The sequence below is a fragment of the Paenibacillus sp. PCH8 genome (assembly GCF_002968835.1).
Lineage (GTDB): Bacteria > Bacillota > Bacilli > Paenibacillales > Paenibacillaceae > Paenibacillus.
This window is the reverse complement of record NZ_PKQK01000001.1, coordinates 361,193-374,955: the sequence shown is the minus strand read 5'-3', so window position 1 is coordinate 374,955 and position 13,763 is coordinate 361,193. Positions and strand designations below refer to the sequence as shown.

Below are 13,763 nucleotides of genomic sequence, written 5' to 3'. Positions count from 1 at the left end.
GGGACCTTAATGGCCCCTTCTTATATATTATTTATATTATTGTCCCTACATCATCCAAAGGAAGATCAAGCCTTTTTCTTTTGTCCGAAGAAAGGTCTTAGCGTCGCAAGCCCCGCAACTCCGATCACGGCGCTCAACCACGGAGCCAGCGTAAACATAGGAAGCTTGTCGCGCAGTGGATAACCAACAAATAGAACGAGCACAACCACCACGATGTAGATCACAATTCCACGAATATTAACCTTAGGCACGGCATTTCTGTCCGCTCCTTCATCATCCGGTCGCTCCCCAAGACGACGCAGCATCTCAACCAGTGCAATCCCGCCTACAGCCGCAACGATAAGGGAGAAAAGACTAATGTGTTGGAATGCTTCCGTATCTCCGCCAGTCCAACCTACAAACAATCCTGCGCCTCCCTGAATCAACATTACAAAAGACAAGGCCGCCCAGGCGATCATAGTGTACCATTTGGGTGTTCGTTTCACGGACTCTGTAGTCTCAGTTGCCTGCTGCTCTGGAATCTTGGCGTTCTTATACGCCGAAGCCGAAGCCGAAGGACGTGAACTACGGGAGGGACTCGCTTCAGCATCCACGTCAGCCGTCTCCAGTGCTGTATCTGTTACCCCGAGCTGTGCACGGACCTCTTGCTCCAGATCCGGTCCGTATAACTCACGAGCGGGCTTGTTATCCTGCTGAGCCTGTACAATGGCTCTTCCGGCAGAGAGAATCCATTCTTCCTGCGTTCTCTCGTCTGCGGGCGAATGACGCGCTATGGTGCTGAGCTGATCATACAGTTTCACATTTTCTGGTGTCATTCGACTCATCTCGGTTATTTGCCGATTCTGTATTTCTTTAAGCTTCTTATAGGAAATCCCCAATGATTGCTCCCCCTGTCTACACACGTTCTGATCTTCCAATGACTGAAGACCCTGACGGTATTTTAGTATACGGGAAGGGCTCTCGTTTCGCAAAGTCATTCCTTATAAAAAAGCTGCTTATGGTGGGCCCACAGCCAGACACAGGCCAGGATGACGCAGGTGCACAAGAGCACCAGTTTACCATGATGTTGAATCCATCCCAGTAGATGTTCCATGATTTCATTCCTTTCGGGAGAAGGATTCCGAGGCAACCATTGCCTGTCTGATAGGGTTTATTTTCCCCTGCGCCCTCGTTAATATACTTTTCACTGCTCCCAGATCTAACGATTGTGTGAAGTGTGAATAAAGAGCGGCCAATTCCATCACAATAGTAGCATTTCCAACAGAAATCCGAGATTGGAGTGTGCTTGTTATGGATAAACAAACGGATATGACCCGGAAGCTGTTGTTGAACAGCAACTCCCGTGGAGTGGCGGATGAGGTAGTACCTTTGGAAGAGAACATGGAGGATACGGAATACGCTGAAGAACTGAGCGATAACAATTTGCAGGGAAGAAGTTTCTGGAGTAATAGTGATTCTGGTCATGAGCACGAGTGGAATGGACGGGTCGAAACCCACGAGATGTTCCGTAGAAGCTACGAATAAAATGGGTCATCAAGTCGTTTGAAATCCAAAAATGTTTGGGCCGGCTGCAATCAGCCAGGCTCATTTTTTGGTGCCGATAATCCGATTATGCAGACGCGTCCTATATCATAATGGGTGTTTACTTGCGTTGACTTGCAGGTCCCGGAATGATAATATACTAATATCATCTTAATACTCACTAAACTTATCGGAATATATATAATTGATTGAATAATACAATTTTCACAGGCAAACATGGGAAGGAGAAATGGATATGGAACGACAGATCAGTATCCGTCATGGACAGGAAGAATTAACAGCCACGATTCATTATCCGGTCGTGCGTGACATCAAGGAGGAGAATAAGCATCAGCGAGTACCTCTGGCCGTCATCTGCCACGGCTTCGTAGGAAGCCGGATTGGCGTGGACCGTCTGTTTGTGAAGACTGCGCGTGAACTGGCTACAGATGGCTATCTGGTACTGCGTTTCGATTATATCGGCTGCGGGGAGAGCAGCGGTGAGTATGGAGCGGAGGGATTGGAATCCATGGTGTTACAGACCCGCTCTGTGCTGGATTACGCGGTAAATTGCAGTGATGTAGATCCTACTCGCGTTACGTTGATTGGTCATAGTCTGGGTGGTGCTGTTGCTCTGCTAACTGCTGTGCGTGACAAACGTGTCAAGAATCTGGTCATGTGGTCCTCTGTGGGCTATCCATTCAATGATATTGTGAAGATTACGGGACGGGAAGTATATGATGAAGGGGTAAAACTGGGCGCAGCTGATTATCTCGGATACAAATTCACTCCAGCATTCTTCGAGTCGCTTGCTGAGCAACAGCCTTTCCAGGAAGCAGTCAAATTCAATGGAGATGTTCTCGTCGTGCATGGCACATCAGATGAGATTATCCCTGTAGACTATGCCTTTTTGTATCAAAAGGTCTTCTGGATGCGTCAGGAAGGCCGTTGCGACAAGGAGATTATCTTCCAGGGCGATCATACCTACTCTTCCGGTAAAGAGCGGGAACAACTGATTACACGGACCAGAGAGTGGCTGGGCGAGCGTCAGAAGATTGAACAGGATTGGCAGCATTGGATGATTTAAGAGTACAATTGTATAGGTTTGGGGATGTTAGCTTGGAAAAGCACCTTCTTAGGGGTAGAATAGGGAAGTAAGCATTCTATCCGTGTCTGGAGGTTGGCAGCAATGACATTACCCGCATTTTTCATTGCGCATGGTTCTCCCGCTCTGGCGGTGGAGAGCAATGGCTACACTCATTTTCTGAACCAGCTTGGAGACAGGCTGCCGGCTCCGAAAGCCATTGTCGTATTTACGGCGCATTGGGATAGTCCCGAGCCGTCAGTGACGATGGATGATACACATCAGACATTACATGATTTTTACGGATTTCCCTCGAATATGTATACCATGGAATACCCCGCACCTGGGCAACCGGATCTCGCGAACGAGATCTGTGCCTTGTTCACCCGTAGTAATCTGTCGCATCAGCCGATTCGAGGTCGGGGTCTGGACCACGGCGTATGGGTACCGTTGTTGCATATGTACCCTGAGGCTAATATTCCTGTGATCGCGGTATCTGTAGATTCGTTGCGTTCTCCGCAGGAACAGTATGATATTGGCCGCATGCTGGAACAGCTGCGTCACGATGATGTGCTGATTATGGGTAGCGGTGGAACGGTTCACAATCTGCGAATGCTCGGAAATCATGATGAACCGCAAGAGTGGGCAGTGGATTTCGATAACTGGATCGGGGAGCGCTTGGAGCAGTGGAACACAAGAGAACTGTTTCAATATGAGAAAAAAGCCCCTCATGCACGCACGGCAGTCCCATCGTATGGTACAGAACATTTTGCACCCTTGTTCTACGCCATGGGGACAGCTGATATGTCCCGATCAGCAAAGCGTCTATTCCAGTCTTATCCTCACGGTACACTCAGTTTGAACTGCTGGCAGTTTGGGGACGGCCTGTAACTTGGAGCAGACAACAGTCTGTTGTTGGCTAACGAGTCCAAATGGTTACTGTGAACCTGTGGTTAAAGTTTCCGATTATACTAAATAAACAGAGAAGGTTCCTGTAGCCAGCATAACGGTCTACGGGAACCTTCTTTTGATACGCGGATCTTTTTGTACGGCCATTGCCTCTTATTTACGGATCTCGAATAACTCACAGTCTGTACGCGAGTGATAAGCGAGTTCACTGATACTGGATTGCACGACAATGGTGTTACTGTCAAATCGGATAATAATGCCACCAGAGTCAATCTGATGATTATCTTTAAACACTCGAACTTTGTACTGCATAGTCATAGCTTCCTGAAAGTCGGCATCGGTCTCCAGACGGCGTTGGGTCGGCATAACGTGTACTCCTTTATGTTCAACTTTATGTTCATCATAATACGGTTTTCAGTAAAGGGGCAAGTCAAGTAGAACATATATAAATCAATTCAGGAAAGTAAAAAGCCCTGCTCTCCAGGGGGAGGGAGCAGGGCTGAGAATTCAATGAATTGCTTATGCTGTTTTGTGAGTAGGCGTAATGGTTGGTGTATCTTTCGGCTGACTACCTTTATTGCGATTGAACAATCCGCGAATGTAAGGGAGTACCCAGTTATCCAAACCAATTTTACCTGCATTGGCTCCAGCCACAACTAGGAAGATTTCTATGATTACCAGTTGAGCATTCGTGCTTACTGTACCCGAGAAGAGGAACGCGAAGTTCATGACCATTGCCATCAGTGCAGCCAGTGTTGTGAAGCAACCGAGGATCAGCCCCAGACCTACAAGGAATTCACCAAGTGGGATTACGAAGTCGAATATTCCGGCGTTAGGGACTGCGAATTTCTCAAGAAACGTTGCCCACCAAGCTTGAACTGCCGGGTGATCACCTGTTGCTTTTTCTACTGCTCCTGCAAGGAAGCCACCAGCTTGGAAGCCGCCTGTCAATTTGCTCCATCCGTGCGTCATCCAATCGTAACCGATGTACACCCGAAGTACTGTCAAAATCCACATTGCCACTTTGTTTTCTCTAATCCATTGGTTGAAGCTGAACATATAAACCACTCCTTCATGTAATCTAGTGTGTTTGTTTTTTGTTTTTCTAAGTGATCACCTTTGATGTCTTTATTGTATAGTTCAAAAGGTGTTTTGTTTGTGATTAAAATCACAATCTAGTTCAAATTTTAAGTAAGCTTTGAGAAGTTCACATTTAGGACATATTTTTCTCACGATTCAACGTTTCAAAAGTGTATTTCCTGCTGTATCAAGGGCTTCAGGGCGCAGACAAATCAGGTTGTGTGTGATTAAATGGAAAGAAATACGTGAAATGGTTGCCTGCATGAGACAATGATCACAACTTAGAACCAGGCGATATCGTTCAGGAGGTCCTATATTGAAGCTTTTCAAATGGAACAAAGCAGTATCTGCTGCATCTCTGTTTATTCTCGCGGTGAGTCTTGTCGCCTGTCAGAACCAGAAGACGGCCGAGATGCCACTTCAGCCAGAGCCCACTCCTTCCCCATACAGGAAGAACAGAACATGGAAGAGTCTAACGAGACTCTCTACACAGCACCTCTGACGGGTCTGCCTGTTAATGAAGCCATTACTCGGCGGCCACTGGCCGTCATGATTAACAATGCGCCTGCAGCTCGGCCTCAATCGGGTCTAAGTTCAGCGGATATCATTCTTGAAGTTCTTGCAGAGGGAGGCATAACACGGTTCATTGCCATTTTCCAAAGTGAAGGGGGTGCTGAGACTGTTGGACCTGTACGCAGTATACGTCCGTATCTGATTGAAATCGGCGAGAGTTATGATGGGGTACTTGTTCATGCCGGAGGTAGTCCGGAGGCCTATTCGATTTTGCAAAAGCAGCAGAAACAGCATATGGATGAGATTTCGAATGGCGGGCCTTATTTCTGGCGTTCATCCGACCGGAAAGCTCCACATAATCTGTATACTTCAGCAGACAAGTTGAGAGAAGGAGCGGATAAAAAGGGCTACAGTCATGATTTTAAGTCACCGGTATACATCTATAACGACGAAGGTGCTACATCCACAGGAGAGACGGTTAAGCAATTCAATGTCCATTATTTATTGGATAGTTATCGGGTGACGTATGATTATGATGAAGTTAGCGGACGATATATGAGAATGGTGAATGGTAAGGCAGATCAAGACTTGGATAACGGAAATCCAATTGGAGCAGCAAACATTATTGTCGCAGGAGCAGATCACAAGGTACTCGACAGTATAGGCCGGTTGTCAGTGAACCTGGAACAGGGCGGGGAAGCCATGCTGTTTCAGAAGGGCAAGATGATTCATGGACAGTGGGTGAAGAAGTCGGGGGATATTATCCGTTTTGTCTACAATGGAAGTGAGGTTGCTCTTGTGCCTGGCAAAACCTTTATCAGCATTGTTCCCAATCAACCGGAATTTGCGAGTCATGTGAAGCTGGTTGTGCAATAAATAATGATAAGAAATGAATGTTATTCGTCATAAAATGTATGGATTTCATGGATGGAGTGAAAATTGTCAATTGAAGTCGAATCGTATTTTGGTTAAAATGTAAAAGTACTGTAAAATATGAGCAATATTATCCATGGAATTCCGTTTATTGGCGGGCGTTTCACACATTTATGAAGAGTGTGTCAAAAAAGACGCTGTCTATTGTACAAACTGTGAAAAAAGTATGATAAGATATCAAAGGTTGTCATTTCATGTTTCATCGGTTATCGGCAATTTCTCGTAAAGGGGATAGAGCTATGAAGCTTAAGAAGAAGAAGGATATATTTTTTGAGACACTGGAGAACATGGCAGATGCGGTCGTGCAAGCGGCAGATTATTTCTCCCAGCATGTTTCCAACCTTCAGGATGTGACTCTTTTTGCCAATGAAATGAAGAAGTACGAGTCCCAATGTGATGATTACGTGCATACGATCATTACAGAACTCAACAAAACATTTATCACGCCGATCGAACGCGATGACATCATGGAGCTGACAACAACACTTGATGACGTATTGGACGGGCTCGAAGCAACAGCTTCCCGTTTCTATATGTACCAACTGACTGAACCGGATGAATTCATCGTACAGTTTGCAGAAATTTTGCGCGAATCGGCTTACGAAATTCAAAAGGCTATCCATTTGCTGTCTCAGAAAAAATTGCTGGCAATCCGTGAGTACACCATTCGTTTGAATGATCTGGAAAACCAGGGCGACGAAGTGCTGCGCATGTGTATCAAACATCTCTTCGCTACCGTGTCTGATCCGATTGAACTGATCAAGCGTAAGGAAATTTACGAACGTCTTGAGACGACAACGGATGCTTGTGAAGACGTAGCGAACGTGCTTGAATCCATCATTATGCGTAATTCTTAAGGAGCCAGAGAATAATGGAAACAACGATTTGGGTATTGGGTATAGTCGTCTTCCTTGCACTGGCGTTTGACTTCATCAATGGTTTTCACGATACGGCCAATGCCATTGCCACTTCGGTCTCGACCCGAGCGCTGACGCCACGCCGAGCTATTCTTATGGCAGCAGTGATGAACTTTGTCGGTGCGATGATGTTCACAGGTGTTGCGAAGACGATTGGGGGGAGTGTGACGGACCCCGCCACGCTGGATAACGGGATAGAGGTCGTCATAGTCACCTTGATATCAGCGATTATCTGGAACCTTGTTACATGGTGGTTCGGTATCCCGTCTTCTTCCTCACATGCACTTATTGGAGCTCTTGCAGGTGCCGTGCTCGTTGGCGCAGGATCTGATAAAGTGAAATGGAGTGGATTCATTGATATCGTCGGAGGTTTGTTGTTATCACCTCTGATCGCATTTGCTATCGGTTATGTGGTGATGACGGTTCTCAAATATATTTTCGCCAAACGCAGTCCGCATAACGTGAACAAAGGTTTCCGTACGGTACAGATTTTCACGGCAGCACTGCAAGCATTCACACATGGTACGAATGATGCGCAGAAAGCGATGGGGATTATTACCTTTGCTCTGGTTGCAGCAGGTGTGCAGGATAATCTGGATGTTCCGCTGTGGGTTAAAATCTCTGCGGCAACAGCGATGGCGCTCGGTACTTCCATCGGTGGTTGGAAGATCATCAAAACGATGGGTACCAAAATATTCAAAATCGAACCGATTAACGGGTTCGCTGCAGATATATCAGCAGCTTCCGTTATTTTCACAGCAACGTTGCTTCATCTACCGGTGAGTACAACGCATGCGATCACATCGGCCATTCTGGGTGTCGGTTCTGCGAAACGTTTCTCTGCCGTAAAATGGGGACTTGCTGGACGGATCATTGTTACATGGTTCATTACGATTCCAATTACTGCGGGGCTGGCAGGTTTGCTCTACTGGATTATTTTCTAAAAGGAAATGTGATCCCGAACGAACTCGGGGTAATCCAGACAACCTGTTCATAACCTTGTGAATATCGGGATATGTGGATAATTATACAACCAAAATTAAGAGACGCCTGTGCATGAACGTGTGGACAGGCTGGATATGTGGATAGCCATCTGTGGAATGATAAACCAAAAAGAAGATATTCCTGTGGATACAGGGAACTGTGGATAGGGAAATGAGAGAAGCCAACAGGGTTGGCTTTTTTTGTTGTCGAGATAAGGGAGTTTTCCGGGGATATGTGGATGGTTGGTTTGCATGAAAGACGTAGTTGGATGAACGTCGTATAATGGACGTAAAAGATACAGGACAAGGACGTGGTCTAATCTATGATTCGTACACTCGCCATTACACGGGAACATCAAGTCTCCGTTAACGTACCCCTAACACAGCTTGATCTGAAGGATTACGCCTGGGTCTGGGCAGATTTCAACCAGCCGACGGAAGAGGAAAGCCGTTTACTGGATACATATTTTCATTTTCACCCCTTAGCGATTGAGGACTGTCTGCATGTGTTACAGCGGCCCAAGCTGGACTATTATGATAACTTGCAGTTTCTTGTGCTGCATGCACTGAACCCGAAGACGCTGGAGGCCGAAGAGGTTGATCTGTTCCTGGGTGCCAACTTTCTGGTATCCTTTCATCATGGAGTATTGGAGGAAGTCGATGAAGCATGGGACCGCTTGCTACACCATGCACACGAACGGACCATCTGGGCGCGAGGCCCCGTGGCAGCCGCTTATACCTTGATGGACAAGCTGGTCGATCATTATTTTCCGTCTTTGTTCGCGATTGAGGATGAGTTGGCTGAACTGGAGAACCGAGGCAGTCAGGAATCGGTCGAAGATTTGATGAACCAGGTGTTTGATCTGCGCAGCAGGCTGCTAAAGCTTAGACGAACTGTGGTACCGATGCGTGATCTGCTCTACCGTGTGATTAACTCGCAGCATGTGCAACGAACAGGCGAGCATACGGCGTATTTTACGGATATCTATGACCACTTGTTGAAGCTGACGGACATGATTGAGGCTGATCGGGAGATGACGGCAGACCTGCGAGACAGTTATATATCGCTGAATTCGAACCGGATGAATCAAATTATGAAGACACTTACGGTGATAACGACCGTATTCATGCCGTTAACGCTGATCGCCGGAATATATGGTATGAACTTTGCACATATGCCTGAGCTTCAGTGGAAGTTCGGATATGGAGCTGTGCTACTGTTCATGTTTGTTCTCGGTGGGAGCATGGTGGCCTGGTTTGTGAAGCGTGGCTGGTTTAAGTAGTCTATAACCATGGAAGGATGGGATACGATGAGATTGGCAGAGGCTCTTGTACTGCGGGCAGATCAACAGAAGAAGATTGCTCAGCTCAAGCAACGTCTGGAACGAGTGGTTAAGGTTCAGGAAGGTGAAACGCCAGCAGAAGACCCGCAGTTGCTTATGATCGAGCTGGAGAACACGATTCGCCATCTGACGGTGTTGGTCAAGAAGATTAATAAGACCAATGCAGAGACCGACTTCACAGCTGGCGTTACGATTGCAGATGCGCTTGCAGAGCGGGATGGGATCATGCAGGAGAGAGCGGCATTTAATGAGATTTTGAACAATGCTTCCATTCGTCAGGATCGGTACAGCCGTTCCGAGGTGAAATATGAGCGCACCGTGAACATCGCGGATATACAAAGTAAAGTGGATCTTCTATCGAAATCCTATCGGGAACTGGATTTTAAAATCCAGGAGAAGAACTGGACCATTGACTTAATCGAGCAATAAAACTGCGTCGGTAATCCTATCCAAATGAAGCGAGCATAACCCCCCAACGGGTAGTTGGAAACCTGGTAGACGCTGGGCCATGTCTAACCCAAATGACCATTTAGCCCAATATTGTTACAAGAATGCGCAGCATGGATGTATCGTGTATCATTTTAATTGTTACGACCATATGCTGGTCTTTGGATAGCGGTGAGGGTGGGTAAGGGGATTAGCAGTTTGTGAATTAGTTACATATGTAGAGGGCCATCAGGCAATAATCTCGGGCAGTTGAACTGTCAGGAGGTGATTGTTGCCTGGTGGCCTTTATGATTCTTCCCAGGTTGGATTCTTCCCGAGTTGTACACATCAAAGGAATATGCTGTCGCAGTATTTGTATCCACATGTGAATAAGTTTCCGGCGGGAATGAGCTGTGTATAACTTTTGGGATGTTTCTAGGCTTGGCTGTCTACAACAAAAGATGCAGTTGCCGTCTCTTTACCATTAACAACAATGGTTAACGTATGCAGCCCTGCGTAATAGGTTCTCGTTGTAATGACTTTGAACGATTGTTTCGTGGCTACTTTGGTTTGACCTGTCGGATACATTTTGTCAGAGCATTTGAATCGTTTGGGAGCCTGTTTGCCGTTCGCCTTCATATATCCGATCTCATATTCAATCCTCAGCATCTGTGACTGTCCACTCTCATTGACCACATCAAAGGAAAAGTAAAGATCCTCGCCAATGGCTACTGTATCTTGGGCAAGCTGAAGACGTTCAATATGGATCGCTTCCTGCTCGTTATATCCAAAAAGCTGAAGCGCTTGCGGATGCCCTTTCTTCAGCAACGAGCGGCTTGCATGGCGAACAATCCAGTCCGTGTGTTGATGTTGCCCGTACCAGGTCGTAGCCAGATCCAGCACAAGTTCAGGGTGGTCCTTGGAAATGTCGTTCAGATGGTTAGCCACGCTTTTGCGAACATAGAGCGACTCGTCCTGCTTCAACGCATGGAGAATAGGAAGGACGGGGGTGGGGTCGGTAATGAAACTCCGTAGTTTGGCACCCCAAGGCAATCGGGGGCGGCTGCCCTCACTGGCAAGTCTGCGAATATGCTCGTTGTCGTTACCTGCCCACTCCATCATGTGTTTCATTGTTGCGATCGGATAACGTTCAATAAACGGGCGTACCGCAAACTCGGAGCTGGAATAAGGTGTGAAGACGGTCAGATACTTCATGGATAGCTCGTAATCCGCAGGATCGAGTCCGTTCACTTCGATAAAATCCGGTACAAACAGATACTCAACTCCTCGCATCTGTGAGGCTGCTTGTCCGATGATATGTAAAGCTTCCTCGTAATTGTCAGGCAACACTTCGGTCAAGGCCAGTGTGATCCGGCGAATCCTGCCTTTAAATTCCAGATGTTCCCAGCCTTCAGCAAAAACCAAATCGTGAAATCGCTGTGCATCCAGCACAGGGTAGAATTGACGCAATAGTTTGCCGGTTCGATTGATTAATGTGGGAGTATATTTGTCTTTGAAAAGTTCCATGGTTCGCCTCCTTTAGTTACTATCCAGTATACCTCAGTTTACAGAAATAAGAACGTAGGTTCCTAAATGTTTTTCTGAATTCTGAAGAGAGAACAGAAGGGAAGTTAGTTAAGGCACCCCCTTCTGTAGAGAGGGTGCCTGGGTTGCTTTAATGCTTGCGACTTTTGGGACGGCGCTTTGTGGCATTGGATTTGCGGCGGGTTGGAGTCGTGTTACGGCGACGTGGAGTATTGGTTGGCTTGTTCTGGCGCTTACGCTTACGTCTCCGGGGCTTCGAATATTCATTGTAGTCGGCATCAGCCGCGCTGCTGTCCTTTTTACCTTTACCAAAAGGCAGAATGCCCATAACGAGCTTCATCATCGGAGCCATCTGCTGGATGCCACCGACGACCTTCTGCATTTTGCCTATTCCACTCATGATTCCATCAATTCCGCCGAAGCGGTCAATCATTCCTTTTAACTCTCCGATGTTGGCCAGTGAAAACCCTGTACTGCCCGAAGCAGCGGGTGCCGCTACAGGAACTACGGGAACAACCGGGGTTCCACCAGCGTAAAAGTTCCCACCAGTTACACCTTGCCCATACGGTACAATGGCGGATGCTTCGACTTCACCGAAGCCGGGGTAATGTGGTTCTACTCCAGGATACATAGGTTGGGTCTGGGCTTCATTCAAAGACCTCGGGATGAGCCCTGGTGGCATGTAGGCAGAAGTATGCCCCTGCCGATGAGAAGACGGACGTTGCCGTGATGCGGGCTGGCGGTGATAATAATGCTGTGGCATGAACGATCACGTTCCTTCTATGTTGGATTTCGGAATTGCGTTCCACGATGCTGCATGACAGATGTACATGACAGACCCGTGTGGAACTCCCTTTTGCTATACTGTATGTCATCCGCGGAGAGACGGCGTAGGCGGGTATCCCGGAAAACGGGATATTTGCGGATTTGGGCGCATAATGTGGGGGAAGGTTATGGTGAGAAAAAGAACAGTTCAGACACAAATTTGTAACATTTAGGTTGGTTGAATTCCTATATAAGTAATCGGAAAATACAGGCGAAAAATGGTATATAGTGCGATAATATGACCTAACGTCCGCGTCAGAAGGACAATAGTACCATTTGTAAGCGGTAACATGTATTTTTATTCTGTACTGCGTGAAAACGGTAACGCTTGAAATACCAACTCAGGGTGAGTACAATGAAGGTACACAGTAACCGCTAGGGGATGATGATGAAATGCAGCTGAAAAAGCTAAATGATAAAAGCATTGAACAATTATTTGAGGCTATCTTGACGCTTAAAGATATTGAAGAGTGTTATGTTTTCTTTGATGACCTCTGCACCGTAAACGAGATCCAATCCATGTCCCAACGGCTGGAAGTGGCTCGTATGCTGGGCAAAGGTAATACGTATAACCAGATTGAGGCAGAGACAGGTGCAAGTACGGCCACAATCTCACGTGTTAAACGTTGTCTGAATTACGGCAATGATGGTTATAAAATGACGCTGGAACGCCTGGGACGCTAATATGACGAAGCCGGGTGTACTCATCATTAGTCACGGTTCTCAGGAGCAGACCTGGGTGCAATCCGTCGATGACGCGATCTCCCGGTTGAATCTGCCCAGCCCGTTGCCCGTCGAAGCCGGTTTTCTTGAACTCGTGGAAGGGCGCCTGATTCAGGACGGTATCGACCGACTGGAAGCTCAGGGCGTCACCGACCTGTTGGTGGTGCCTCTATTCGTGTCGTCCGGTAGTACACATGTGGATGAGATTGAATATGCGATTGGTGCCAAACCTGAACCGGAACGTGAGACGGATCTGGAACCATTCCGTGTCTCTGCCCGGGTTCACTTCGGTTATCCGGTGGATAACGATCCGGATATCGCATTGATGGTGTGGGATAAAGTTAAATCGCTCTCACAGCAACCGGAAAAGGAAACGATTCTGCTCGTAGGACACGGAAGCATTCGCGACGGATTCCGCCAGCGTTGGGAAGCAGGGATTTCCTCCCTTGCAAAGCGGGTGCAGGAAGTCAGCGGTGTAGCCCATACAGATTATGCGCTGCTTAATCCGGAAAGTGTACACGACAAGACGAAGTACTGGAGCGAAGAGCAGGGGAGTCGCGTCATTGTGGCACCGTTGTTTCTGAGTGCCGGTTACTTCACCATGAATGTGATTCCAGAGCGCCTGAAGGAACTGGACTATGCATACAGCGGTGAGACGCTGTTGCCCCATCCGCTGCTTGGGCAGTGGATGGAGCGACAGATCCAGATTTTGCTGGAGAGATGCTGCTAGAGATCCCTCCTGAGAGATATTTATTCTAAATATAGAAGTAGGCTAAGCCTGATAACGGGCTTAGCCTATTTGTATACAAATATAAAATATAACTACGCTCATCCATATAGGATTAGATTATCAACTTGATCGTTACACGGATTGACCAGATCTATGGTTCTAGGGCGTGTCTCAAAACTCGCTGAAGTGCATCTTTTACCGCCTTTTCGCCCCTGCTGCGTCACTTTCCCT

At 47.1% G+C, this 13,763-nt stretch carries 15 protein-coding genes; 10 read left to right on the top strand and 5 right to left on the bottom strand.

Annotation, left to right across the window (positions count from 1 at the left end; all coding sequences use genetic code 11):
• Positions 1-65: 65 nt before the first annotated feature.
• A complete protein-coding gene (locus C0Q44_RS01590) occupies positions 66-878 on the bottom strand; it encodes a hypothetical protein (protein WP_105405765.1) in 813 nt (270 codons plus the stop codon).
• A 412-nt stretch (positions 879-1,290) separates the two neighbouring features.
• Between C0Q44_RS01590 and C0Q44_RS01580 the strand changes: the two genes are divergently transcribed.
• From C0Q44_RS01580 to C0Q44_RS01570, 3 genes are all read left to right on the top strand, one after another.
• Complete coding sequence (locus C0Q44_RS01580; protein WP_105405763.1) at positions 1,291-1,524, top strand: hypothetical protein; 234 nt, start codon at positions 1,291-1,293, stop codon at positions 1,522-1,524.
• A 253-nt stretch (positions 1,525-1,777) separates the two neighbouring features.
• Positions 1,778-2,608: an alpha/beta hydrolase gene (locus tag C0Q44_RS01575; RefSeq protein WP_105405762.1), complete on the top strand. Its 831-nt coding sequence runs from the start codon at positions 1,778-1,780 to the stop codon at positions 2,606-2,608.
• Between the two features lie 102 nt (positions 2,609-2,710).
• Positions 2,711-3,496: a DODA-type extradiol aromatic ring-opening family dioxygenase gene (locus C0Q44_RS01570; protein WP_105405761.1), complete on the top strand. Its 786-nt coding sequence runs from the start codon at positions 2,711-2,713 to the stop codon at positions 3,494-3,496.
• Positions 3,497-3,667: 171 nt separating this feature from the next.
• Here the strand turns inward: C0Q44_RS01570 and C0Q44_RS01565 are convergent, their stop codons facing one another.
• A complete protein-coding gene (locus C0Q44_RS01565; protein ID WP_105405760.1) occupies positions 3,668-3,880 on the bottom strand; it encodes a hypothetical protein in 213 nt (70 codons plus the stop codon).
• 153 nt (positions 3,881-4,033) lie between these two features.
• Positions 4,034-4,573: a DoxX family protein gene (locus C0Q44_RS01560; RefSeq protein ID WP_105405759.1), complete on the bottom strand. Its 540-nt coding sequence runs from the start codon at positions 4,571-4,573 to the stop codon at positions 4,034-4,036.
• Positions 4,574-5,056: 483 nt separating this feature from the next.
• Here C0Q44_RS01560 and C0Q44_RS01555 point away from each other — a divergent pair, with 483 nt between their 5' ends.
• From C0Q44_RS01555 to C0Q44_RS01535, 5 genes are all read left to right on the top strand, one after another.
• Positions 5,057-5,983, top strand: coding sequence for a DUF3048 domain-containing protein (locus C0Q44_RS01555; RefSeq protein ID WP_258166119.1), 927 nt, complete (start codon positions 5,057-5,059; stop codon positions 5,981-5,983).
• A gap of 296 nt (positions 5,984-6,279) precedes the next feature.
• On the top strand, positions 6,280-6,897 hold the full coding sequence (locus C0Q44_RS01550; protein ID WP_105405757.1) for a DUF47 domain-containing protein: 618 nt from the start codon (positions 6,280-6,282) through the stop codon (positions 6,895-6,897).
• 14 nt (positions 6,898-6,911) lie between these two features.
• Positions 6,912-7,901: an inorganic phosphate transporter gene (locus tag C0Q44_RS01545; protein WP_105405756.1), complete on the top strand. Its 990-nt coding sequence runs from the start codon at positions 6,912-6,914 to the stop codon at positions 7,899-7,901.
• A 362-nt stretch (positions 7,902-8,263) separates the two neighbouring features.
• Complete coding sequence (corA, locus tag C0Q44_RS01540; RefSeq protein WP_105405755.1) at positions 8,264-9,223, top strand: magnesium/cobalt transporter CorA; 960 nt, start codon at positions 8,264-8,266, stop codon at positions 9,221-9,223.
• 27 nt (positions 9,224-9,250) lie between these two features.
• Entirely contained in the window at positions 9,251-9,712 is a 462-nt protein-coding gene (locus C0Q44_RS01535) for a DIP1984 family protein (RefSeq protein ID WP_105405754.1), read from the top strand.
• Positions 9,713-10,144: 432 nt separating this feature from the next.
• Here C0Q44_RS01535 and C0Q44_RS01530 read toward each other — a convergent pair whose 3' ends face one another.
• Together C0Q44_RS01530 and C0Q44_RS01525 are read right to left on the bottom strand one after the other, a co-directional pair.
• Entirely contained in the window at positions 10,145-11,236 is a 1,092-nt protein-coding gene (locus C0Q44_RS01530) for a DNA alkylation repair protein (RefSeq protein ID WP_105405753.1), read from the bottom strand.
• Between the two features lie 148 nt (positions 11,237-11,384).
• Positions 11,385-12,017 carry a tyrosine protein kinase gene (locus C0Q44_RS01525; protein WP_146113411.1) on the bottom strand — a complete coding sequence of 211 codons (633 nt, stop codon included), beginning with the start codon at positions 12,015-12,017 and terminating at the stop codon, positions 11,385-11,387.
• Between the two features lie 455 nt (positions 12,018-12,472).
• On the opposite strand from C0Q44_RS01525, the gene C0Q44_RS01520 reads away from it, so the two are divergent.
• Both C0Q44_RS01520 and C0Q44_RS01515 read left to right on the top strand, forming a co-directional pair.
• On the top strand, positions 12,473-12,763 hold the full coding sequence (locus tag C0Q44_RS01520) for a YerC/YecD family TrpR-related protein (protein ID WP_017690665.1): 291 nt from the start codon (positions 12,473-12,475) through the stop codon (positions 12,761-12,763).
• A gap of 1 nt (position 12,764) precedes the next feature.
• Complete coding sequence (locus tag C0Q44_RS01515; RefSeq protein ID WP_105405751.1) at positions 12,765-13,532, top strand: sirohydrochlorin chelatase; 768 nt, start codon at positions 12,765-12,767, stop codon at positions 13,530-13,532.
• Positions 13,533-13,763: the final 231 nt, after the last annotated feature.